Here is a 23,769-nt window from a genome sequence, read left to right as displayed (position 1 = left end):
GCGACCCCGTCGAGCCGGGCGACGACCTCGCCGATCGGGTGACGGTCGTGCGCCCGGGGCGCCACGTCGGTGGCGGAGGCGGGCTGCGGTGTGCTCGCCACCACCTCACCCGCCGCCACCTCACCCGCCGCCACCTCCCCGGCGCCCCGGACGGGTCCCCGGTGGCGACCGGCGGCGACAGCCGGGTGCCCTTGGCGTGCTCCGCCGGGACGGCGGCCAGGAGCCGTCGCGTGTAGGGGTGCTGCGGGTCGGTGAGGACCTGCGCGGTGGGACCGGTCTCCACGATGCGGCCGTCCTGCATGACGGCGACCCGGTCGGCGAGGCGGGAGACCACGGCGAGGTCGTGGCTGATGACCAGCAGCGTGCGGCCCTCGTCGCGCAGCCGGGCGAGCAGGTCCAGCACCTGAGCCTGGACGGTGACGTCGAGCGCCGTCGTCGGCTCGTCCGCGATGAGCAGGTCCGGCTCACCCGCGAGCGCGCCGGCGATGAGCGCTCGCTGGCGCAGACCGCCGGACAGCTCGTGCGGCAACTGCCGGGAACGGACCGCGGGGTCCGGGACACCGACGTGGTCGAGCAGCTCGACGACGCGTGCCGCGCGCTCGGTCCGGGTCAGACCGGTGTGCAGGCGCAGCGCCTCGTCGATCTCCCGCCCCACGGCACGGACCGGGTCGAGCGAGACCAGCGCGTCCTGCAGGACGAGGCCGACGTCGCCGCCCCGGAGCCGGCGCCAGTCCCGCTCGCCGTAGCGCAGCAGGTCTCGCTCGCCCAGTGCGAGGGTCCGCGCCCGGACGTCGGCGTCCCGACCGGTCAGGCCGACGAGGGTGCGCGCGGTGACGCTCTTGCCCGAGCCGGACTCACCGACCAGCGCGAGGCACTCGCCACGGGCGACGTCGAACGAGACGCCGTGCACGACCTCGCGCCGGGCGGCGCCGCGGCCGAACGCGATCCGCAGGTCGTCGACACGGACGGCGGGAGCGGGGGCCGTGGTCGGTGCGCCGGTGAGCCCGGCATCGAGCGCGTGGCCGTCCGAGAACGGTCCGGCGTCCGGGGTGGCGGTCGTGTGGGCGGTCGGGCGGTTGGTCGTGGTCGGCGTGGTGGCGCTCATCGGAGGCCTCCCTCGGCTCGGCGCTGCAGGTGACGGCCCAGCACGGACGTGCTGAGCACGAGGACGGTGATGGCGAGGCCCGGGAAGAGCCCGTACCACCAGGACAGCTCGATGAAGTTGCGCGCCGTCGAGAGCATCGAGCCCCACTCCGGCGTCGGCGGGGTGGTGCCCAGGCCGAGGAAGCTGAGCGCCGCGCCGGCCACGGTCGCGGTGCCGACGCCGATGGTCGCCAGCACCAGCACCGGCTTCACGGCGTTCGGCAGCACGTGCCGCACGACGACCGCCGACTCCGAGAGCCCCGTCGCGCGCGCCGCCTCGACGTAGCCGGCGCGCCGGACCCCGAGGGTCTGCGCCCGCACGAGCCGGGCGTAGCTCGGCGTGCTCGCGATCCCGATCGCGAGGAGCGCGTTGCGGGTGCCACCACCGGCGATCGCGATCACCACGAGCGCGAGGAGCAGCTCGGGGAACGCCAGGCCGACGTCCATCGTGCGCATGAGCACGGCGTCGACCCAGCGGTTCCCCAGTCCGGCGAGCAGCCCGAGGACGGTGCCGGCCACGAGGCCGATCGTGATGGCCCCGAAGCCCAGCAGGAGCGAGTTGCGGGTGCCGTGGACGATGCGGCTGAGCACGTCACGCCCGTTCTCGTCCGTGCCGAGCGGGTGAGCGGCGCTCGGGGCGGCGAGCGTCTGGGAGGGGTCGACGGCGAGCGGGTCGTGGGGGGCCAGCGCCTCGGGGAAGACGGCGGCCGCGACGATCACCAGGAGGGCCAGCGCCGCGAGGACGACGCTCGGCGGCACCCGCAGCCGGCGCGCGGTTCGCAGGGGGCGTGATGACGGCGGCGCGGGCGCGGTCGTCGGGGCCGGCCCGCCGGTGCTGCCCGAGCCGGCGCCGGCCGTGGCGGGTGGGGTGAGGACGGACGTGCTCATGAGGTCCTCCGCAGTCGCGGGTCGATGAGGGGGTAGGTCGCGTCGATGACGAGGTTGATGACGACGTAGACGGCGGCCGAGAGCAGGACGAGGCCGAGCACGACGGGCATGTCCTTGGAGTTGACGGCGCTGAGGAGCAGCCGCCCGAGCCCGGCCCGGTTGAAGAGCGTCTCGGTGATCACCGCGCCGCCGAACAGCCCGCCCACGACGAAGCCCGTCATGGTCGTGAGCGGCACGAGGGTGTGCCGCAGGACGTGCCGGACGCGCACCGCGGTGTCGGTCAGGCCGCGGGCCCGGGCCGTCACGACGAACGGCTCCTCGAGCACCTCCTCGACCGCGGCCCGCGCCACCTGCGCGAGGACCGCACCGACCGGGAGCGCCAGCGTCAGGGTGGGCAGCACGAGCCCGCGCCACCCTTCGCCTCCGATCGCCGGGAACCACCCGAGCGTGAACGAGAAGACCGTGAGCAGGACGATGCCGAGCCAGAACGACGGCAGCGACGCGAGGACGAGCTCGGTCCCGGAGACGGGACCGCGGACGGCGGGGCGCCGACCCGCGGTCGCCAGCGCGACCACCACCGCACCGACCACGGCGACGACCGCGGCACTGAGCGCCAACGCGACCGTGGACCCCGCCTGCTCGCCGATGAGCTGCGTCACCGGTGAGTGGAACTGGTACGACGTCCCGAGGTCGCCGGTCGCCAGTCGCAGGAGGTACGCGCCGTACTGCTCTGCGACCGGACGGTCGAGCCCGTACTCCCGGCGGACCTCGGCCAGGACCTCCGGTGAGGGGTTGCTCTCCGGCCCGCCGACGATGGCGTACGCGATGTCACCCGGGATGAGCACGAGCGCCAGGAACGTGAGCGTCGCCGCGCCCCACAGCACGCCCACCGCGCCGAGCACGCGCCCGGCGAGCCGGCGCACGGCCCCGCCTGCGCGGGTCCCTGACCTCGCCGACGTGAGCACGCCCTCGGACTCCGTGCCGGTACCGGTCCGCCCGACGGTGGCCGCGCCGCTCACGAGTCGAGCCAGACGTCGAAGAAGTACGGGGACAGGTAGCCGTGCGCGAAGGTCAGCCCGTGCACGTGCGTGCCGTACGCCACCGGCCGCGGGTCGCTGTAGAACGGGATGCCCGGCGCGAGCTCGACGAGCCGCTCCTGCGCCTGCCGGTACAGGTCACCGCGCTCGTCCGCGTCGGTCGTCTCCCGGGCGCTCTGCAGCAGCCCGTCGAGCTGGTCGTCGCGCAGGTAGGAGCCGTTGAGACCGCGCCGCTCCGGGGTCGTGATGTTGTCCGAGTGGTACCGGATGAACAGCACGTCGGCGGTGTTCGTCGACCACAGTCCGGCGCTGAGGTCGTAGTCGCCCGCGAGGCTGCGCTCCTCGAAGCTCCTGCGGGGCCGGGTACTCGATCTGGATGTCGATCCCGACCTCACGGGCCGCCGCCTGCGTCTGCTCCGCGATCTGGATGCGCAGCGGCACGGCGTTCGTCGTCGGCAGCGAGGCGACGAGCCGCTGACCGTCCTTCGTCCGGTAGCCCTCGGAGTCGCGCCCGGTCCAGCCGGCCTCGTCGAGCAGGTCGTTCGCGCGGTCCGGGTCGTGGCCCAGGTCGCCCGCGACGTCCTCGATGTAGTCGGGCGTCGACGGCGTGAGGTACCCCTCGGCGGCGTCCCACTGACCGAAGGAGATGCTCTCCACGACGGCCTGACGGTCGACGGCGGCGATCAGCGCCTGGCGCACCCGGACGTCGTCGAACGGGGCACGCGAGGTGTTGAACCACAGGGAGAACGGGTGCCCGGGCCGGTACTCGGTGAACGTCTCGAGCCGCGGGTCGGTCTCGACCGCCGCGTAGTTCTGCGGCGGGACGAACTCGATGGCGTCGAGCTCGCCGGAGGCGAGCGCGCTGTACCGGGTGGCGTCCTCGGTCACGAAGACGACCTCGAGGCGGTCGAGGTAGGCCGGCCCCTCGTGCGTGCCGCCCGGTCCCCACGCGTAGTCGGGGTTCTTCGTGTACTCGACGCTGCGGCCCTTGTTCCAGCTCTCGACGACGAACGGCCCGGAGCCGATCGGGGCCTCGCAGATGGTGTCCGGCGCCTCGGTGATCTGCTTGGGGGAGATCACGCCGAGGAAGCCCTGCGCGAGGACGTTGAGGAACGCCGAGTAGGGCGAGGACAGCGTCACCTCGAGCGTCAGGGGGTCGACGACCCGCGACGAGGAGTACGGCGCGATGTACGACGCGGACAGCGGGCTCTTGGTGGCCGGGTCGACCATGTGCTCGAAGTTGACCCGGAGCGCCTCGGCGTCGAACACCGCGCCGTCGGTGAAGGTGACGCCGTCGCGCAGGTGGAAGGTGTAGACGAGGCCGTCCTCGGACACGTCCCAGCTCTCCGCGAGCCAGGGCGACAGGGTCCCGTCCTCCTCCTGCCACACGAGAGAGTCGGAGAACGGCACCGTGAGGATCGGGCCCAGCGTGCTGGCGTTGCCGTGCGGGTCGAGGCAGGTCGGCTCCTGGCCGTTCGTCCCGATCCGGAACAGCCCGCCGGTGCGGGGCTCGGCGGAGGTGGTGGCGTCGCCGGACGGGGTGCCGGCGGGGCTGCCGGACGAGGTGCCGGTGCTGCACGCGCCGAGTGCCAGGAGGCCGACGGTGATGGTGGCGACCGCGCGGGTGCGGTGGGCGGACATGGGTTCTCCAAAGAAGTCGTCGGCGGAGTCGCCGAAGGTGTCGGTCACACCCGGAGGGCGGGCCGAGCGGAGCGGTGGGGGAAGGTCAGCGGGGCGCGGCTGCGCTCACGCGGTCGCCAGGGCGGCGTCGGCGGGGTCGCCGACCAGCCTGACCGCGTCGCGGAAGCCGGCGACCGTGCGGTCGATGCAGTCCCGGCTGGTCTGGTCGACGAGCACGGGCCCGCCGGAGAGGTGGTCGATGTGCGTGTCGAGCACGAAGCGACCCGCCGTGATGTGGCGGGCGCCGAGCGAGACGAGCACCGGGCGCAGGCCGTAGTCGATGGCCAGCAGGTGCGCGATGGTCCCGCCGGTCGCGAGCGGCAGCACGACCTTGCCCTGCAGCGCGGCCTGCGGCAGCAGGTCGAGGAACACCTTGAGCAGACCGGAGTAGGACGCCTTGTAGATGGGGGTCGCCACGACGACGGCGTCGGCCGCGATGACCGCGCGCACGGCGGCGGCGATCGCAGGGTCCGCGGTGTCGGCGGACAGCAGCGCCGGGGCGGGCAGGCCGCGCAGGTGCAGGACCTCGACGTCGTGGCCGTCGAGCGACAGCTCGTCCCCCACGTGCAGGGCGAGGGCGGAGGTGCGGGACCGCAGCGAGGGGCTGCCGGTGAGGATGAGGATGCGGGCCATGGTGGTCCTTCGGTCGGTGCGACGAGGTCGCGGCACGAGGGTGCGTCGAGGGCCGCGCGGGCACGCCTGAGGGCGTTCGCACGGGTGCCGGCGCATGCGGCAGGGGTGGTGGTGGACCGCGAGCGGCGACGAGGCCGACGGCGGTCGAGCACGACGGTGCTGGTGGGACGAGGGGGCCGGCAGCTCAGAGGGCTGCGGGGCGGTCGCGGCGCGGAGTCAGCTCGCGGCGACCGGGGGCGACACGTGGTGTCGCGGGCGCGGTCCTACCGACAGGACGTGGCCTCGGCCCCCATGGGCATGCACATTCGCGGGGCGACGGTGTCGCGCGGCGAGGTGTGCAGTCCGTGGTGGGCCATGGCAGGAGCGTGGCAGAGGTCACCACGCGGCGACACCCCATGACCACCATCTGAGATGGCGTCCGCCAGGTGAGATCTACCGTTCGTGCGAGCGTGCGACCAGCGTGTTCGACGCCTGTGCCCGGGGCCGGATCACGAGCGAGTCGATGTTGACGTGGTGCGGGCGCGTGAGCGTCCAGGCGATCGCGTCGGCGATGTCCTCGGCGACGAGGGGCGCGTCCACACCGGCGTAGACGGCGTCGGCCTTGGCCTGGTCGCCGGCGAACCGCGTCAGCGAGAACTCGTCCGTGCGCACCATCCCGGGGGCGATCTCGATCACGCGGACCGGCTGGCCCACCAGCTCGAGCCGCAGGGTCGTCGCGATCTGCCGCTCGGCGTGCTTCGCGGCGACGTACCCGCCGCCGCCCGGGTAGGTGCCGTGGGCGGCGGTCGAGGTGAGCACCAGCACGTCACCGCGGCCCGTGTCCCGCAGCGCAGGCAGCAGCGCCTGCGTCACGCGCAACGTGCCGAGCACGTTCACCTCGTACATCGCGCGCCAGTCGTCGACCGACCCGCTCTCGACGGCGTCCGTGCCGAACGCACCTCCCGCGTTGTTGACCAGCGCGTGCACCGGACCGCCCGCCGCGACCTCCCGGACGAGGCGGGCGACGTCGTCGTCGGACGTCACGTCGGCGACGACGGCCTGGGCGCCGGTCTCGGCGGCGAGCGCGCGCAGGCGGTCCTCGCGCCGCGCGACGGCGACGACGTCCCAGCCCTCCGCGCGCAGGCGGCGCACCGTCGCGGCGCCGATGCCCGACGACGCCCCCGTCACGACCGCTCGCAGCACCGTGTGAGTCATGCCTGGACCTCCTGGTCGATGGTGGACAACGCGTCGTCGAGGATGCCGAGCGCCCGGTGCACCTCGTCGTCGGTGACGACGCACGGCGGCGCGACGTGGATCCGGTTCTCGGCGATCAGTGGCAGCAGCCCGCGGTCGCGCAGCGCGCTGCCGAGCTGAGCCATCGCGGCGGGTGCCAGCGGCTCGCGGGTCGCCCGGTCGATCACGAGCTCGAGCGCCCAGAAGACGCCCAGCCCGCGCACGTCGCCGACCACGGGATGGCGGTCGGCGAGGTCGCGCAGGCCGGGGCCGAGGACGTCCGTGCCGATCCGCGCGGCGTTCTCGACGATGCCCTCTCGTGCCATGGCGTCGAGCGTCGCGACGATCGAGGCCATCGCGAGCGGGTGCCCGGAGTAGGTCAGCCCACCGGGGAACACCCGGTCGTCGAACGTGGCCGCGACCGGGTCGGAGAGGATGACCCCGCCCACCGGCACGTACCCCGAGTTGACGCCCTTGGCGAAGGTGATGAGGTCGGGGCGCACGTCGAAGTGGTCCAGGGCGAACCAGGCGCCGGTCCGGCCGAAGCCGACCATCACCTCGTCGAGGATCAGCAGGAGCCCGTAGCGGTCGGCGATCGCCCGGACGCCCGGCAGGTAGCCGGGTGGCGGCACGAGCACACCGGCCGACCCGACGACCGTCTCGAGCAGGATCGCCGCGATCGTCCCCGGGCCCTCGGCCTGGATGGTCCGTTCCAGGTGGTGCAGGGCTCGCTCGGTCTCCTGCTCGGGGCTCGTGGACCAGAACTCGCTGCGGTACGGGTAGGGACCGAACACGTGCACGTGGCCGTGCGCGTACTCGTTGTGCACGCGCCGCCAGTCCCCGCTGGCGACGATCGCCGCGCCGGTGTTGCCGTGGTACGACCGGTACGCGGAGATCACCTTCGGCCGTCCGGTGTGCAGCCGGGCCATGCGGATCGCGTTCTCGTTCGCGTCGGCACCGCCGCCCGTGAAGAAGACCTTCGAGAAGCCCTCCGGGGCGTGCGCGACGACGGCCTGCGCGGCGAGTCCGCGGGTGAGCTGGGCGTGGCCGGGGGCGAGCGTCGCCAGCGTCGCCGCCTGCGCCTGGATCGCGGCCACCACCGCCGGGTGTCCGTGGCCGATGTTCGTGTTCACGAGCTGACTGGCGAAGTCCAGGTACCGGCGACCGTCGTGGTCCCAGACCTCGGACCCTCGCCCGCCCGCGATGGCGATCGCGGACCGGTCCCCCTGCGCGGACCAGGAGTGGAAGACGTGAGCCCGGTCGAGCTCGAGCGCACGCTCACCGTCCGAGGCCCCGGCGGCTCCACGCCGCTCCCCAGCAGCACGAGCGGACGTCGCGACGCCCGTCAGAACACCGGCGGCGGGTCCGGCCATCGGCTCTGACGCCGAGCCGCCGGCTGGGGAGGTCACCATGGTCTGCACCCTTCCAGGTCCGGGCCCGGTTCGCCGCGCCACGGGGTCCGACGGCGCTGGCGCACGCTCGTGACGGCCGACGGCCGACGGCCGACGGCACGCTGCAGGCGGCGACGGCACGCGGGCGACACCGACGGCACGCGGGAGGCGGCCGAGGGCACCCGCGGCGACCGGTAGCGCGCTAGCGACACCCGACGGCACGCGGTGGGCGCCTGTGCCGCACCTGAGCGCGAGGACGGGGGCGCTGCCGGCCATCCGCCCGACGTGGTGGGATGAGCCCTATGGCGCTCACGCTCTGGATGACCGGTGACGAGGCGGCTGACCGGCTCCTCGCCGACGACCCGTTCGCCCTGCTGCTCGGGATGCTCCTCGATCAGCAGGTCGCCATGGAGACGGCCTTCGCCGGGCCCCACAAGATCGCCGAGCGGCTGGGCACCCTCGACCCGGCCGCCGTCGCCGACGCCGACCCGGAGGCCTTCGCCGCGCTCTGCTCCACTCCGCCGGCGGTCCACCGCTACCCCGGGTCGATGGCCGGCCGCATCCAGGCCGTCGCCCGCTCGGTCGTCGACGACTACGACGCCGACGTCACCCGTCTGTGGACCGACGGTGAGCCGGACGGCCGCGAGGTGCTGCGTCGCCTCAAGGCGCTGCCCGGCTTCGGCGACCAGAAGGCCCGCATCTTCGTGGCCCTGCTCGGCAAGCAGTGCGGCGTCACACCCCCGGGGTGGCGCGAGGCGGCCGGCCCCTACGGCGAGGAGGGTGCGCGGCGCTCCATCGCCGACGTCGTCGACGCGCAGTCGCTCGGCGAGGTCCGCGAGACCAAGCGCGCCGCCAAGGCTGCCGCCAAGCGCCCCGCGTCGTCGGACTGACCCCCTCGCCACGTCGGGCCGACCCCTCGCCCCCTCGCCACGTCGGGCCGACCCCTCGCCCCCTCGCCACGTCGGGCCGACCCCTCGCCCCCTCGCCACGTCGGGCTGACCCCTCGTCAAGGCGGTGTATTCGCTTCGGTGCGCTCGGTGCGCTCGGTGCGCTCGGTGCGCTCGGTTGCTCCCGGTGCCGTCTCCGGGGCGCCGACGATGCGCCCGGCGCGGTCGCGGAACGTGTAGGTGACACACGCAAGTGGCCCCGGTGGTGCGGCACCCGCGCGGGGTGGAGGGTCGGGCAGCGCCACGCCTGCCCGCCCCTGAACAGGAACGCGGGTGATGGTGAGGTCGCGTCGGTGGGTCTCGTGGTGGTGGAACGAGCACAGGGCAACACCGTTGTCGGCGGAGGTCGGTCCGTCGTCGCGGTCCCACCAGGCGATGTGGTGGATCTCGCACCACCGTGCCGGTGCGTGGCACGACGGCCACCCGCACTCGCGGTCGCGGGCGATGATCGCCCTGCGCAGCGCCCCGGTGAACAACCGTTGGGTGCGACCCAGGTCGAGGAGCTCGCCGTGGGCGTCGATGACGACCCTGGTGATGTCGCAGTCGCACATCGCCGCGGCGAGCTCGGTGATCGGGACGGGGGTGCCGTCCTCCAGGGTCGCCGGCGGGTAGCTCACCGGGGCGGTCGTGGCCGATGGGGTGACCGAGTCGCCGGCGGAAGCCCCCGCACCCGAGGGCGCATCGCCGGTTTCCACGGTGCCCGTGCCAGTGCCGGCACCACCGGTGCCCGCGCCTGTGCCCCTGTCGGTGCCTGTGCCGGTGCCGGTGCCCGTGGCCGTGCCGGCGAACGTGTCTGCGCCCACGCCGGTGCCCGCGCCCGCGCCCGTGGTGGCGGGCTGTGGTGCGCGTCGTCGCCGGTCGCGTTCAGCCCGTGCTGCCGCCCACGTCTCGGGGGTCATGACCATCGTGATCTGCGCCGGCACATGCCCACCGGGCTTGGTGTCCGCCGACGCCAGGACCCGCCCCGCCATCTCGGTCAGGGCGTCCGCGCGGCGCTCGCCCGGGTCACGGTCGTCGTCCTGCGCCGGGCGCGGGGTCAGCGCCTCTAACGCCAATGCGAGCCGGTGCCCGGCGATCGTGTCCAGACGCCCTTTGAGGTACGTCCCGGTCGTGGCGTGGGTCACGTGCAGGTACCGCTCGGCCCGCCGCGCCTGGTGGTCACGTTCCAACCCGTCCGGGTCCACGGTCGCGGCCCACCGGTCCACGGTGATCTGGAACGTCGCGGCGTCCTGCCGCTGCGCCACCTCGACCAGCGCCTCCTGCACCGCCGGGTCCGCCAGCGCCTGGCGCTGCACCGGCGTACCGGTCGCGGCGACCTTCCCCAGCACCGCGGCGTGCCCGATCGTGATCAGCCCCGCGGTCACCGCCGCCGCGGCCGCCGGGGCGGCGTCCAGCTGCTCGGCCTGCCGCACCTGCCCACCCGCCGCCCGCACACCCGTCCCCGAGACCCGCCCCCGCGCCGCCTCGTACGACCGGTCCCCGGCACCCCGCCACGCCCCCGCATCCCGATCCGCCACCAGCACCCCGGCCCGCACGACGCTCAGACCGTCGATCACCCGGTCCAGATCCGCCAACAACACCGACCGGTCCCCGCCCGTCCACCCCGCCGCGCCGGCGACCTGCCCAGTCAACGCCGTCATCACCGACACCAAGGACCGCCCCGAGGCGAGCGCCGGCGTCGCAGACGCTGAGCCGGCAGCGCCAGCCGTGTCAGCGACGGCAACGCCACCGGGGGCGACAGAACGGCCGGGCACGACTGCGGAGCCACCCGGGTCGGCCGGACCGTCACCAAGAGCGGCGGCCGGCACGGCGGCGACGAGCGGGCGCTCGGCGGGCGTGGTGTCCGTCGTCATCGCCGCCACCTCCCCGCTTCGAACGCCTGTTCGAATCCTACCGGGAACCCCCGACAACCAGAGGGCGGCGAGCGAACTGTGGAGAACGGAGCAGCGCCCGACGTCAGTCAGGTCACCGCCGTGACGTCACTCCGTCCGATGCGTCCCGCCACCCCTGCGCGTACGCCTCCGCCGTGCCGAGCGCGAACATGTCCTCCGGCCCGGTCCGCACGAGGCTCCGCGCCCCCGGACCGTCCTCGGCCGTCACGAGGTGCGTCAGCCCACGCACGACGGCCACCGGACGCCCCGACGTCTTGCCCTTGACCAGCTCGGCCGCGGCGGCGATCTCGTCGGCCACGGCGGCGACCGTTACGTCCATGCGCCGTCCGTGGGTGTCGGTCTGCCCCCGCAGGTCGTCGAGCACCGTGACGCCCGCAGCCCCGATCGCGAGGTCCGTCTGCCCCTGACGCCACGGCCGGCCCGCGGTGTCGGTGATGACCACCCCGACCCGCACACCGAGCCGCGCAGCCAGCCCGGCCCGCAGCGCGCGTGCGGAGGCGTCCGGGTCGACCGGCAGCAGCAGCACGGTGCCCTCGGGGGTGTTGCTCGAGTCCACGCCGGCCGCGGCCATGACGAGCCCGAGGCGGTTCTCCACGATGCGGGTCACCCCACCGGGGTGCTCGCGGGTCGCCACCACACGCACGGTCTCGTCGGTGATCGCCTGCTCCCGGTCGGCCGCCGTGACCACACGCCCCTCCGCCTTGGAGACGATCTTGCTCGTCACCACGACGACGTCACCGCTCACGAGCGCCGGCGGCCCCGCGGGCAGGTCGAGGCGCGCGAGCGCACCCGCGAGCAGCTCGACGAGGTCGTCGCCCGGCACGACCTCGGGCAGCCCGTCGGGTGCGGTGACGCAGAAGCCTGCGCTCACCGCACCAGCTTCGGCAGGACGTCGCGGCCGAACGTCTCGATCCACTCGCGCTGGTTGCGGCCGACGTTGTGCAGGTAGATGCGGTCGAAGCCGAGGTCGACGTACTTCTGCAGCTCGGCGCGGTGCACGTCAGGGTCGGCCGAGATGACCATGCGGCCGGCGAAGTCCTCGGGGCGCACGAGCTTGGACATCTGCTCGAAGTCGAACGGGGAGCGGATGTCGCCCTTCGGGAACTTCATGCCGCCGTTGGGCCACTGCTGCATCGCGTTCGCCAGCGCGGCCTCGTCGGTCTCGGCCCAGGACAGGTGCACCTGGAGCACCTTCGGCATCGTGTCGGGGTCCTTGCCGGCGTCGCGGGCGCCCTCGGCGAACTTGCCGAACAGCCCGGAGATCTTCTCCAGCGGGGCGCCGACCGTGATGAGGCCGTCGGCGTGGCGCCCGGCGCGCTTGGCGGTCACCGGGCCGGCGGTCGCGACGAGGATCTCCGGTGCGACCTCGGGCATCGTCCACAGGCGGGTCGACTCGAGCTTGTAGAACTGCCCGGAGTGCTTGACGTCCTTGCCCGCGAGAGAGGCGTTGAACAGCTTGGTGATGATCTCGATGGCCTCGAACATGCGGTTGATCCGCTCGGGCGCCTCGGGCCAGTAGCCGGCGACGATGTGCTCGTTGAGCGCCTCCCCCGACCCCAGGCCGAGCCAGTGCCGGCCGGGGTACATCGCGGCCAGGGTCGCCGAGGCCTGCGCCACCATCGCGGGATGCCACCGGAACGTCGGGGCGGTCACGCCCGGGCCCAGGTCGCCGCGCGTGCGCTGCCCGAGCGCCGACAGCACGTTCCAGACGAAGGCGCTCTCCCCTGGGCGGGCACCCACGGCTGGAAGTGGTCCGCCGCCATGACGCCGGAGAACCCATGGGACTCGGCGAGCTCGGAGAGATCGACGATGTCGGTGGGGTGGAACTGCTCCAGCGCCGCCGCGTACCCGATCGTCAGACCCTGCGCCATGTGCGTCCCGTCCCCTCGTCGCGCCGTCGTGGCGCCGTCGTCGTCCCTGCGTGCGGGCATCCCGCTGGACGCCCCGGCGAGCGTAGTCCCGCCCGCGCGGGCCCGCCCGGACGACCGACGACGACGTCGTGCCCCGCACGGCGGGCGTGGGCGTGCCGGCAGGGCACCGCCGGACACCGACCGGCCCACCGTCGCCCATCTGGGAGGATCGTGACCATGAGCGACCTGCAGCCGACCGAGTCCCCCGTCCCCGCACCCGCGCCGTCGGCGAGCGTCGGGCGGGTCCCGGACAAGGTCTCCCTGGACGGCCTGGAGGACCGCTGGGACCGGGCCTGGACGGACGGCGGGACGTACGCGTTCGACCGCACCGCCGCACGCTCCGACGTGTACTCCATCGACACCCCGCCGCCGACCGTCTCGGGCTCGCTGCACGTGGGGCACGTGTTCTCCTACACGCACACCGACGTCGTCGCGCGCTACCGCCGCATGTCCGGGCGCGAGGTGTTCTACCCGATGGGCTGGGACGACAACGGCCTGCCCACCGAGCGCCGCGTGCAGAACTACTTCGGCGTGCGCTGCGACCCGTCGCTGCCGTACGACCCCGACTTCACCCCGCCCCAGGTGGGCGGCGAGGGCAAGAGCACCAAGGCCGCCGATCAGCGGCCGATCTCGCGCCGCAACTTCATCGAGCTCTGCGAGCGCCTGACGGTCGAGGACGAGCGCGAGTTCGAGTCCCTGTGGCGCTACCTGGGCCTGTCCGTCGACTGGCAGCACCACTACCAGACCATCTCCGCCGAGGCCCGCGCCGTCGCCCAGCAGGCGTTCCTGCGCAACCTCGCCCGCGGCGAGGCGTACCAGGCCGAGGCCCCGGGCCTGTGGGACGTGACGTTCCAGACGGCCGTCGCGCAGGCCGAGCTCGAGGCGCGCGACTACCCGGGCGCCTTCCACCGCGTCGCCTTCCACGCCGCCGCCGGCCCCGTCCACATCGAGACGACGCGCCCCGAGCTGCTCCCGGCCGTGGTCGCGCTCATCGCGCACCCCGACGACGAGCGGTACCAGCACCTGTTCGGCACCACGGTCCGCTCGCCGCTGTTCGGCGTCGAGATCCCGGTGCTCGCGCACCCCGCCGCCGAGCCCGACAAGGGCGCCGGCATCGCGATGTGCTGCACCTTCGGCGACCTGACCGACGTGCAGTGGTGGCGCGAGCTGCAGCTGCCCACGCGCTCGGTCATCGGACGCGACGGCCGCCTGGTGCGGGACACCCCGGCGTGGCTCGCCGCCGACGCCGGCGCGGCCCCGGAGGCGGAGGCGCTCTGGTCCGAGCTCGCGGGCACGACGACGTTCACCGCCCGCACCAAGGTCGTGGAGGCGCTGCGTGCTAGCGGCGACCTGGACGGCGAGCCCGTCGCCACCCAGCGCAAGGCCAACTTCTTCGAGAAGGGCGACAAGCCGCTCGAGATCGTCACGTCGCGCCAGTGGTACATCCGCAACGGCGGGCGCCCCGCGCCGGGCCGTGAGCTGCGCACCGAGCTGCTCGCGCGCGGCACCGAGCTCGCGTTCCACCCCGACTTCATGCGGGTCCGGTACGAGAACTGGGTCGGCGGCCTGAACGGTGACTGGCTCATCTCGCGCCAGCGCTTCTTCGGCGTCCCTTTCCCGGTCTGGTACCCGGTCGGCGACGACGGCGAACCGGACCACGACCACCCGATCGTGCCGGCCGAGAGCGCGCTCCCGGTCGACCCGTCGAGCGACGTCCCGGACGGCTACACGGCCGAGCAGCGCGGGCAGGCCGGCGGCTTCGTCGGAGACCCGGACGTCATGGACACCTGGGCGACGAGCTCGCTGACCCCGCAGATCGCCGGCGGCTGGCGCTCAGACCCGGACCTGTTCGAGCGCGTGTTCCCCATGGACCTGCGCCCGCAGGGGCAGGACATCATCCGCACCTGGCTGTTCTCCACGGTGGTCCGCTCGCACCTCGAGCACGGGTCGCTGCCGTGGGCGAACGCGGCGATCAGCGGCTGGATCCTCGATCCCGACCGCAAGAAGATGTCGAAGTCCAAGGGCAACGTGGTCACCCCGCGAGGCCTGCTCGAGGAGCACGGCTCCGACGCGGTGCGCTACTGGGCCGCGTCGGCGCGGCTCGGGACGGACGCGGCCTTCGAGGTCGGCCAGATGAAGATCGGCCGCCGCCTGGCGATCAAGGTGCTCAACGCAAGCAAGTTCGCGCTCACCTTCGGCGGCGAGGGCGCGGACGTGGCGCTGGACCCGTCCCTGGTGACGGACCCGCTGGACCGCGCGATGCTCGCCGGGCTGGCCGACGTCGTCGTGAGGGCCACCGAGGCGTACGAGGCGTACGACCACACGCGCGCCCTCGAGCTCACCGAGACGTACTTCTGGACGTTCTGCGACGACTACCTCGAGCTGGTCAAGGACCGCGCCTACGGCGGCGGCGCGGCCGAGGTGAGCGAAGCGACGGCGTCCGCCCGGGCCGCGCTGGGCCTGGCCCTGGACACCATGCTGCGGCTGTTCGCCCCCGTGCTGCCCTTCGCGACCGAGGAGGTCTGGTCGTGGTGGCGCGAGGGCTCGGTGCACCGCGCCGCCTGGCCGGACCCGGCCCCGCTGCGCCAGGCCGCCGGCGACGCCGACCCCGGTCTGCTCGGGGTCGCCGGTGCGGCGCTGGCCGCACTGCGGAAGGTGAAGTCGGAGGCGAAGGTCTCCATGCGCACGCCGATCCTGCGCGCGGTCCTCGCGGTCCCCGCGACCGCGGTCGACGCCGTCGGCTCGGTCGTCGGTGACGTGCGCGCCGCGGGCCGGGTGACCGGCGACCTGGACGTCGTGGCCGCGACGCCGGGGGCCGGGGACGGCGCGGCGGACGTCACCGCGCTGACCGTCGTGCGCGAGGTCGAGCTCGGCGAGGCCGAGGCGCGCGTCAGGGCCTGACGACGAGCCGGTCCACACCCACGCCGGGCCACGGACACCAGGACATGGGCACCGGACCATGACGTGAGGGCCCGACCGCCGCAGCGGTCGGGCCCTCACGTGAGTGCGCCGTACGGCGCGGGCCGAGCAGGGACGCCGTCGGGCGGCGGCCCGTCTCGTCAGCCCACGTCGCGCAGTCGCTCGGTGTCCCGGGACTGGCTCTGCAGGGACTCGCTCGGCGTCGAGGAGTCCGTCCACCGCAGGATCGCCCCGATCCCGTCGATGAGGTCGACGCTGCCGTCCACGGCGAAGGTGAGCCCGGCGTCCTGCCCCAGGGCGGCCCGCACGAGCGCGATGTCCGCCCGCAGCTCGCGGGCGCCCTCGTCGACCCCCATCGCGACGAGCTCGCCCCGGGTGAGGGCGATCTGCAGCGGGTCGGGACCGACCCACGCCATCCGGTCGGCGAGCGGTGAGGCGGCCGTCGTGACCGACTCGTGCATGACGAGGTCGAGCACCTGACCACGGCGCAGCACGTCGACGACGTCGTCGAGCTGGGTGACCGCCGCTCCCCCGCGGCCCTGCTCCTGGCGGAAGTGGTCCAGGACGCCCTCCCGACGACGGGCGCGGAACGCCTCGAGCGTCGCGTTCACCCGCTCCTGGAAGACGTCCTGCTTGATGCCCTGGGCGCGGGAGCCGCCCGGGACCTCGATGACGAGCTCCTTGGCGCGCTGCCCGAGCTTCTCGTGCAGCAGCGGGACCTCGCGGACGTCGCCGGTGAGGATGATGAGCTCAGGGCACCGCTCGACGACCTGCCGGTCGATGTCGGCCGCGACGATCTCGGCGTTGCGCTCCCAGGAGTCCTCGGCGCGGTTCTGCTCGCGGTCGTGCCGCAAGCCGTCGCCCGAGCGCACCTTGCGCAGGACGTCGTGGTCACCCTGGACGACCTCGTGGTCCCCGGCCTCGAGCCGGCCGGTGCTGTCGCTCCAGTGCAGGTCAGCGCCCTGCCGGTCGGTCTCGACGAGAAGGTACGTAACCGCCTCGTCCGCGGCCCGGGCCGCCTCCAGCAGCGCCGGCACCGGCCCGTAGGTGGCGGCGTTGCGGTCCGGCGGGTCGGCGAGCACGCGGTCCACCCGCACGCCTTCCGCATCCGCGATGAGCACCCGGCCGTGCGGCCCGGCGACCCGCGTGGGGCGGCCGACGACGTCCTCGATGTCCTCCAGCACTCGGGCGGGCGCACCCTGCCGCTCCAGGTCGCGGCGCAGCCCCTTCCACCGGTCGAGCACCTCCGTCTCGCCCGAGGGATCCGAGCGGGTGGAGTCGATGTAGACCGTGGTGAACGGTCCGGTCCGGTTGAGCAGCGGCTTGAGCCAGTCGAGCTTCATGGGCAGCGCCTCCAAAGGAGCACGGAGCGAGACCCGTCCGGTGCGGCACACCGGAGGGGTGCTGACCCCTCCCACCTTCGACCACCCGGACGAGTGGCGCCACCCCGGGCTCAGAGCGCGGGACCCGGCGCGGGTGCTCTGGCGCCGGGACCCGCCTCGCGGCCGGGGCCCCGGGGCGACCGCGCGCGGCGTCCCGCGGCCGGGCCGGACCCAGGCATAGGGTCGTGGTAGCCGCCGCCGCACAGGAGCCGTCATGCCCGAGTTCACCGCACCCAGCCTCGTCGACGTCGACCCGGGGGCCAGCATCACCACGCTGCTCACCGAGCGGGTCGCCCGCGATCCCGAGGGGACGTTCGCCGAGCGGAAGTCCCCCTCGACGGCGGCTGGGTCGCGGTGTCCGCCCGCGCGTTCGCCGAGGAGGTGGACGGGGTCGCGAAGGGCCTGGTCGCGGCGGGCGTCGAGCCCGGTGACCGCGTCGCGATCATGTCCCGCACCCGGTACGAGTGGACGGTCGTCGACTTCGCCGTGTGGGCCGCCGGGGCGGTCGGTGTGCCGGTGTACGAGACGTCGTCCGCGGACCAGGTGCACTGGATCCTGTCCGACTCCGGCGTCCGCGCCGCCGTCGTGGAGACGCCGGCGCACGCCGCGCTCGTCGAGGGCATCCGTGGCGACCTGCCGCAGGTCGAGCACGTGTGGACCATCGACGACGGCGGCCTGGACGACCTCGCCGCGTCCGGTGCGGCGGTCGACGACGCCGAGCTCGACCGCCGCCGCGGGCTCCCCCGCGCCGACGACCTCGCGACCGTCATCTACACGTCCGGCACGACCGGACGCCCCAAGGGCGTCGAGCTCACGCACGGCAACTTCCTGCACCTGGCCCTCAACGGCGCGATCGCGTTCGGCGCGGTCTGCGCGACGCCGGGCGCCCGGACGCTGCTCTTCATGCCGCTCGCCCACGTCTTCGCACGCTTCATCCAGATCCTGTGCATCCCCTCCGGCGCGGTCATCGGCTACACGCCCGATCCCAAGCAGCTCCTGCCGGACCTCGCGACCTTCCGGCCCACGTTCATCCTGTCCGTGCCGCGGGTGTTCGAGAAGGTCTACAACTCCGCCGAGCAGAAGGCCGGCACCGGGCCCCGGCTGCGGCTGTTCCGCTGGGCCGCGAAGGTCTCGATCACGTGGTCCCGCGCGCTGGAGACCCCGGGCGGCCCGTCCCCGCGCTCCGGGCGCAGCATGCCCTGGCCGGCCGGCTCGTCTACGGCCGGCTGCGGGCGGCGCTGGGCGGCCGCGCCGACTGGGCGATCTCCGGCGGGGCGCCGCTCGGCGAACGGCTCGGCCACTTCTACCGCGGGCTGGGGCTGCACGTGCTCGAGGGCTACGGCCTGACGGAGACGGCGGCTCCGACCGCGGTCAGCCGGCCGGACGCGCTCCGGATCGGCTCCGTGGGGCCGCCGTTCCCCGGCACGAGCATGCGCATCGACGACGACGGCGAGATCTTCGTCAAGGGTCCGCACGTCTTCCGCGGCTACCGCGGCAACGCCGAGGCGACCGCGGAGGCGCTCGTCGACGGCTGGTTCCGCACCGGGGACCTGGGCGCCATGGACGACGACGGCTTCCTGCGCATCACCGGCCGCTCCAAGGAGATCATCGTCACCGCGGGCGGCAAGAACGTCGCCCCGGCCGTCCTCGAGGACCGCTTCCGCGGCCATCCCCTGGTGAGCCAGTGCGTCGTCGTCGGCGACGGACGCCCGTACATCGCGGCACTGGTGACGCTCGACGCGGAGATGCTGCCCGGGTGGCTCGCGTCGCACGGGCTCCCGGAGATGGACGTCGCCGCGGCCGCGACGCACCCGGAGGTGCTGGCCGCGCTCGACCGCGCGGCCGAGCGCGCGAACGAGGCGGTGTCGCGCGCGGAGTCCATCCGCAAGGTGTCGGTGCTCGACGTCGACTTCACCGAGGCCAACGGCTACCTCACGCCGTCGCTGAAGGTGAAGCGCGCCCGGGTGCTCGCCGACTTCGCGGACCAGATCGACGCGGTCTACGCGGCGCAGCGCCCGACGGCGTAGGGCTGGCCTCAGTCCAGGACGTGGCGCAGGTAGGCGCGCGGGTCGCGCAGGTACGTGCGCCAGTGGGCGACGAGCTCGAGGTCCTCCCACGTCGTGCGACGCAGGCCGTCGTCGTCCAGCTCGAGGATGGTGGCGCCAGGCAGGGCGGTGAGCAGCGGTGAGTGGGTGGCGCATAGCACCTGCGCGCCCGCCTTCGCGAGCCGGTCGAGGAGGTCGACCAGCGCGAGGCAGGACGTGAACGACAGCGCCGCCTCGGGCTCGTCGAGCACGTAGAAGCCGGGCTCGTCGAAGTGCCGGGACAGCACCTCGAGGAAGGACTCCCCGTGGCTCATCTCGTGCAACCGGGGGCCGCTGCCGAGGTCCTCCAGGTAGGTGTACAGGCCGTGCATGGTCTCGGCCCGCAGGAAGTAGGACCACCGCGGCGCACCCGGCGAGCGGACGATCTGCAGCGCCTCGTGCAGCGGGGACTCGCTGACCCGGGTGGTGTGGCGCGCGTTGCGGCTGCCGCCCTCGGCGTTGAGCCCGGCGGCGGCGGCGACCGCCTCCACGACGGTCGACTTCCCCGCGCCGTTCTCCCCCACGAGGAACGTCACACCGGGTGGCAGGTCGAGGCCGTCGTCGAGCAGCATGCGGACCGCGGGCAGGTGGTACGGCCACTGCTCCGGGTCGTACCCGGCCGAGTCCCGGCGCGTGATCCGGCGGACGGGGCGGACGTCGTCGAGGCTCACCGGACCAGTCTGGCGTGGCCTGCCCGGGTGATGGACAGCAGCCGTGCCGAAGATCCACGGTGGACCCGGCCGGATCTAGGCCGCACGCGCGACCGGAGAGGGGAAGCCATGGCCCTGCGCTGGTACTCCACCGTCATCGAGTTCCGTGACCACCGTGCGCTGGCCGCCTGGTGGGCGCTCGCGCTGGCCTGGGAAGCGATCATCGAGACGGACCACGAGGTGGTCCTCGTCCCGCCGTGGGCCCGTGAGCTGGCACCGACGCTGCGCTTCGAACAGGTGCCGCCCGGCCTCGTGTTCGTGCCCGTCGAGCACGGCAAGCACGGCAAGAACCGCTTGCACCTGGATCTCGCACCGCACGTGAGCGACGACCGCGACGCCCGGATCGAACGCCTGGTGTCCCTCGGGGCGACGCGCGTGGACGTCGGGCAAGGTCCGGACGCCAGCTGGGAGGTGCTCGCCGACCCGGACGGCAACGAGTTCTGCGTCCTGTCGTCCCGTGAGTTCTGACGAGCGATTCCTGCGACGTCGAGGCGCGGGCGAGCGTCGGCCATGACGGCCGTCATCCCGACCCTGGTCCCACCGAGCGGGCGTCAGCCCTGCGTACCGGCGATCTCCTCGTGGTGCCGGATGACCTCTTCGACGATGAAGCCGAGGAACTTCTCCGCGAACACCGGGTCGAGACCCGCCTCCGCCGCGAGCCGGCGCAACCGGTCGATCTGCTGCGCCTCACGGGCCGGGTCCGACGGCGGCAACCCCGGTCGGCCTTGAGGTGACCGACCCGCTGGGTGCACTTGAAGCGCTCGGCGAGCAGGTGCACGAGCGCGGCGTCGATGTTGTCGATGCTCTGCCGGATGGAGACGAGCTCCGCCGGCACGCTGCCCGCCGTGACGGGTCCCGGTGCTGCGTCCGTCACCGGGTCAGGCGCTCTTCTCGCGCGGCGGACGCTTGGACGCCGGCGGCGCCTCACGCGGCACCAGGGTCGGGTTGACGTTCTCCAGCACCACACCGCGGTTGATGACCACGCGGGCGACGTCGTCACGGCTCGGCACCTCGAACATCACCTGCTGGAGGACCTCCTCCATGATGGCCCGCAGCCCGCGGGCCCCGGTGCCGCGCAGGAGCGCCTGGTCCGCGATGGCCTCGACCGCGTCGTCGGTGAACTCGAGCTCGACGTTGTCGATCTGGAACATCCGCTGGTACTGCTTGACCAGGGCGTTGCGCGGCTCGGTGAGGATGCGCACGAGGGCCGACTGGTCCAGCGGGGACACCGTCGTGATGACCGGGACGCGCCCGATGAACTCCGGGATGAGCCCGAACTTGAGCAGGTCCTCCGGCATGACCTCGCCGTACACGTCGACGTCGTCCGCCGAGTGCAGCGGCGCACCGAACCCGATCCCCCGACGCCCGGCCCGCGACGTGATGATCTCGTCCAGCCCGGCGAAGGCGCCGGCGACGATGAACAGCACGTTCGTCGTGTCGATCTGGATGAACTCCTGGTGCGGGTGCTTGCGGCCGCCCTGCGGGGGACGGACGCGGTCGTGCCCTCGAGGATCTTCAGCAGCGCCTGCTGCACGCCCTCGCCGGAGACGTCGCGCGTGATCGACGGGTTCTCGCTCTTGCGGGCGATCTTGTCGACCTCGTCGATGTAGATGATGCCCGTCTCGGCCTTCTTGACGTCGTAGTCAGCGGCCTGGATGAGCTTGAGCAGGATGTTCTCGACGTCCTCGCCGACGTAGCCGGCCTCGGTCAGCGCCGTGGCGTCGGCGATGGCGAACGGCACGTTGAGCATCTTGGCGAGCGTCTGCGCGAGGTACGTCTTGCCACAGCCCGTGGGGCCGATCAGCAGGATGTTCGACTTCGCGATCTCGACGGCGTCGCCCTCCGCACCGGGAAGCCGCCCGGCCTCACCGGCCTGGATGCGCTTGTAGTGGTTGTACACCGCGACCGCGAGGGACCTCTTGGCGGGCTCCTGGCCGATGATGTACTGCTCGAGGAAGTCGAAGATCTCCTTCGGCTTGGGCAGCTCGACCATCGAGACCTCGGTGGTCTCGGCGAGCTCTTCCTCGATGATCTCGTTGCACAGGTCGATGCACTCGTCGCAGATGTAGACACCCGGACCTGCGATGAGCTTCTTGACCTGCTTCTGGGACTTGCCGCAGAAGGAGCACTTGAGCAGGTCGGCCCCGTCCCCGATGCGAGCCACTGCCGTCCCCTCTCTCCGGTTCACCCGTCAGCCGACGGGCGGGTACATCGCCGGCGACCAGACCACAGGCTCGGTCCGCCGCCGCTTCATCCATTGCACACCACGCGTGCCGCCCAGGCCAGCAGCAACACCCCGGTGCCACCGGCCGGGTCCGCGGGGACCCGGCCGGTGGGTCGATCAGGCCGGGACGGTCACCGTCGTGGCGGCCTTGCGGCTCTCGAGCACCTGGTCCACGAGGCCGTACTCGAGCGCCTCCGCGGCCGTGAGGATCTTGTCCCGCTCGATGTCGGTGCGGACCTGCTCGACCGTGCGCCCGCTGTGGTGGGCGAGCGTCGCCTCGAGCCACTCCCGCATGCGGATGAGCTCGTTGGCGTGGATCTCGATGTCGGACGCCTGCGCGTAGCCGCCACCCTCCATCGCGGGCTGGTGGATGAGCACGCGCGCATTCGGCAGCGCGAGGCGCTTGCCCGGCGAGCCGGCGCCCAGGAGCACCGCGGCGGCCGAGGCGGCCTGGCCGAGGCACACCGTCTGGATCTGCGGCTTGATGTACTGCATCGTGTCGTAGATCGCCGTCATCGCCGTGAACGAGCCACCGGGCGAGTTGATGTACAGGATGATGTCGCGCTCGGGGTCGGTGCTCTCGAGCACGAGCAGCTGCGCCATGACGTCGTCCGCGGAGGCGTCGTCGACCTGGACGCCGAGGAAGATGATGCGGTCCTCGAACAGCTTGGTGTACGGGTCCTGGCGCTTGAAGCCGTAGGCCGTGCGCTCCTCGAACTGGGGCAGCACGTAGCGGCTGCCCGGCGCGCCGTACGGCAGCGCGCGCCCGCCGGCCAGACGGCCCGCGGTGGAGATGAACTGCGACTCGGTGCTCACGAATTCTCCCTGTTCTGGGTGGGGTCGACGGGTCGGGTCAGGAGGCGGTCGTGCCGCCGCCGCCGGCGACCGAGCCGGCGTGGGCCACGACGTGGTCGACGAACCCGTACTCGAGCGCCTCCGGGGCCGTGAACCAGCGGTCCCGGTCGGAGTCGGCGTGGATCTGCTCCACGGACTTGCCGGTCTGGTCGGCGATGAGCTCGGCCAGGACGGACTTCATGTGCATGATCAGCTGCGCGTTGATGCGCACGTCGGTGGCCGTGCCGCCGATGCCGCCGGACGGCTGGTGCATCATCACGCGGGCGTGCGGCGTGGCGTAGCGCTTGCCCTTGGTGCCCGAGGACAGCAGGAACTGGCCCATCGAGGCCGCCATGCCCATCGCGACGGTCGCGACGTCGGGCTGGATGAACTTCATCGTGTCGTAGATCGCCATGCCGGCCGTGATCGAGCCGCCGGGCGAGTTGATGTACAGGAAGATGTCCTTCGTGGGGTCCTCCGCCGCGAGGAGCATCATCTGGGCGCAGATCGCGTTGGCGTTCTCGTCGCGGACCTCCGAGCCCAGCCAGATGATCCGCTCGCGCAGCAGTCGGTTGTAGATGGAGTCGTTGAGACCCAGGCCGGCACCGTCGGCCCGCCCGATCATCGGCATCTGCTCGTTCACCACAGCTCCCTCGTCTGACTGCTTCTCGTCCCCGGGGCGTGTGGACGCCACCGGGTACCTGCGTTGTGCAGCGACCCTAACCCGGGGCACCGACACGCCCGCGCGGCGGCGGGACGTTTTCGCTGATGGCGCACGCCGCTCCCGGACGACGCCGCCGACGCCACCGCCGGGCGGCCGGCGCACTGCCGCACCCCCTGCGGGGCGCCGCGCTCTGCCGCAAACGCGCGGGGCCCCGCACCG

15 protein-coding genes and 5 pseudogenes are annotated in these 23,769 nt (G+C 73.3%); 4 read left to right on the top strand and 16 right to left on the bottom strand.

Going from position 1 to position 23,769, the window contains the following annotated elements; all coding sequences use genetic code 11:
• Positions 1 to 229: 229 nt before the first annotated feature.
• From REH70_RS20445 to REH70_RS06115, 7 genes and pseudogenes are all read right to left on the bottom strand, one after another.
• A pseudogene (locus REH70_RS20445) lies at positions 230 to 1,105 on the bottom strand (ATP-binding cassette domain-containing protein); the annotation flags it as partial.
• The gene (locus tag REH70_RS06140; protein ID WP_310753218.1) at positions 1,102 to 2,031 is read right to left on the bottom strand and encodes an ABC transporter permease; all 930 of its coding nucleotides are present in this window, start codon (positions 2,029 to 2,031) and stop codon (positions 1,102 to 1,104) included. The pseudogene REH70_RS20445 and the gene REH70_RS06140, both read right to left, overlap by 4 nt.
• The gene (locus REH70_RS06135; protein WP_310753216.1) at positions 2,028 to 3,050 is read right to left on the bottom strand and encodes an ABC transporter permease; all 1,023 of its coding nucleotides are present in this window, start codon (positions 3,048 to 3,050) and stop codon (positions 2,028 to 2,030) included. The genes REH70_RS06140 and REH70_RS06135 overlap by 4 nt, the downstream gene beginning before the upstream one ends.
• A gap of 156 nt (positions 3,051 to 3,206) precedes the next feature.
• Complete coding sequence (locus REH70_RS06130) at positions 3,207 to 4,757, bottom strand: ABC transporter substrate-binding protein (protein ID WP_310753215.1); 1,551 nt, start codon at positions 4,755 to 4,757, stop codon at positions 3,207 to 3,209.
• 57 nt (positions 4,758 to 4,814) lie between these two features.
• On the bottom strand, positions 4,815 to 5,381 hold the full coding sequence (gene ssuE / locus REH70_RS06125; RefSeq protein ID WP_310753213.1) for an NADPH-dependent FMN reductase: 567 nt from the start codon (positions 5,379 to 5,381) through the stop codon (positions 4,815 to 4,817).
• Between the two features lie 432 nt (positions 5,382 to 5,813).
• A complete protein-coding gene (locus REH70_RS06120; protein WP_310753212.1) occupies positions 5,814 to 6,575 on the bottom strand; it encodes an SDR family oxidoreductase in 762 nt (253 codons plus the stop codon).
• Entirely contained in the window at positions 6,572 to 8,005 is a 1,434-nt protein-coding gene (locus REH70_RS06115) for an aspartate aminotransferase family protein (RefSeq protein ID WP_310753210.1), read from the bottom strand. Before REH70_RS06115 ends, REH70_RS06120 begins: the two co-directional genes overlap by 4 nt.
• 281 nt (positions 8,006 to 8,286) lie before the next feature.
• On the opposite strand from REH70_RS06115, the gene REH70_RS06110 reads away from it, so the two are divergent.
• A complete protein-coding gene (locus REH70_RS06110) occupies positions 8,287 to 8,874 on the top strand; it encodes an HhH-GPD-type base excision DNA repair protein (protein ID WP_310753208.1) in 588 nt (195 codons plus the stop codon).
• A 116-nt stretch (positions 8,875 to 8,990) separates the two neighbouring features.
• On the opposite strand, the gene REH70_RS06105 is transcribed toward REH70_RS06110, so the two are convergent.
• The 3 genes and pseudogenes from REH70_RS06105 to REH70_RS06095 form a co-directional block, all read right to left on the bottom strand.
• On the bottom strand, positions 8,991 to 10,784 hold the full coding sequence (locus tag REH70_RS06105; protein WP_310753207.1) for a DUF222 domain-containing protein: 1,794 nt from the start codon (positions 10,782 to 10,784) through the stop codon (positions 8,991 to 8,993).
• Between the two features lie 112 nt (positions 10,785 to 10,896).
• On the bottom strand, positions 10,897 to 11,694 hold the full coding sequence (locus REH70_RS06100) for a coenzyme F420-0:L-glutamate ligase (protein ID WP_310753205.1): 798 nt from the start codon (positions 11,692 to 11,694) through the stop codon (positions 10,897 to 10,899).
• Positions 11,691 to 12,694 (bottom strand): annotated as a pseudogene (locus REH70_RS06095) (TIGR03557 family F420-dependent LLM class oxidoreductase). The gene REH70_RS06100 and the pseudogene REH70_RS06095 overlap by 4 nt, the downstream one beginning before the upstream one ends.
• Positions 12,695 to 12,910: 216 nt before the next feature.
• Between REH70_RS06095 and valS the strand changes: the two are divergent.
• Positions 12,911 to 15,634, top strand: a complete 2,724-nt coding sequence (gene valS / locus REH70_RS06090; RefSeq protein ID WP_310753204.1) for a valine--tRNA ligase — start codon at positions 12,911 to 12,913, stop codon at positions 15,632 to 15,634.
• Positions 15,635 to 15,792: 158 nt separating this feature from the next.
• Here valS and REH70_RS06085 read toward each other — a convergent pair whose 3' ends face one another.
• Positions 15,793 to 16,995, bottom strand: a complete 1,203-nt coding sequence (locus REH70_RS06085) for a hypothetical protein (protein ID WP_310753203.1) — start codon at positions 16,993 to 16,995, stop codon at positions 15,793 to 15,795.
• A 253-nt stretch (positions 16,996 to 17,248) separates the two neighbouring features.
• On the opposite strand from REH70_RS06085, the pseudogene REH70_RS06080 reads away from it, so the two are divergent.
• Positions 17,249 to 19,061 (top strand): annotated as a pseudogene (locus tag REH70_RS06080) (AMP-dependent synthetase/ligase).
• A gap of 8 nt (positions 19,062 to 19,069) precedes the next feature.
• Here the strand turns inward: REH70_RS06080 and REH70_RS06075 are convergent.
• Entirely contained in the window at positions 19,070 to 19,789 is a 720-nt protein-coding gene (locus REH70_RS06075) for an AAA family ATPase (RefSeq protein WP_310753202.1), read from the bottom strand.
• 108 nt (positions 19,790 to 19,897) lie between these two features.
• On the opposite strand from REH70_RS06075, the gene REH70_RS06070 reads away from it, so the two are divergent.
• A complete protein-coding gene (locus REH70_RS06070) occupies positions 19,898 to 20,296 on the top strand; it encodes a VOC family protein (protein ID WP_310753200.1) in 399 nt (132 codons plus the stop codon).
• Between the two features lie 83 nt (positions 20,297 to 20,379).
• On the opposite strand, the pseudogene REH70_RS06065 reads toward REH70_RS06070, so the two are convergent.
• The 4 genes and pseudogenes from REH70_RS06065 to REH70_RS06050 form a co-directional block, all read right to left on the bottom strand.
• Positions 20,380 to 20,702, bottom strand: a pseudogene (locus tag REH70_RS06065) (chorismate mutase).
• A 4-nt stretch (positions 20,703 to 20,706) separates the two neighbouring features.
• Positions 20,707 to 21,992 (bottom strand): annotated as a pseudogene (gene clpX, locus REH70_RS06060) (ATP-dependent Clp protease ATP-binding subunit ClpX).
• A gap of 177 nt (positions 21,993 to 22,169) precedes the next feature.
• Positions 22,170 to 22,868 carry an ATP-dependent Clp protease proteolytic subunit gene (locus REH70_RS06055; RefSeq protein WP_310753199.1) on the bottom strand — a complete coding sequence of 233 codons (699 nt, stop codon included), beginning with the start codon at positions 22,866 to 22,868 and terminating at the stop codon, positions 22,170 to 22,172.
• A 37-nt stretch (positions 22,869 to 22,905) separates the two neighbouring features.
• Positions 22,906 to 23,517, bottom strand: a complete 612-nt coding sequence (locus REH70_RS06050; RefSeq protein WP_396134729.1) for an ATP-dependent Clp protease proteolytic subunit — start codon at positions 23,515 to 23,517, stop codon at positions 22,906 to 22,908.
• Positions 23,518 to 23,769: the final 252 nt, after the last annotated feature.

Origin of the sequence: Cellulomonas sp. ATA003 (assembly GCF_031582905.1) — a bacterium.
Classification (GTDB): domain Bacteria; phylum Actinomycetota; class Actinomycetes; order Actinomycetales; family Cellulomonadaceae; genus Pengzhenrongella.
Note: the sequence above shows the minus strand (reverse complement) of the source record. Positions and strands in the feature narration are given on the sequence as shown.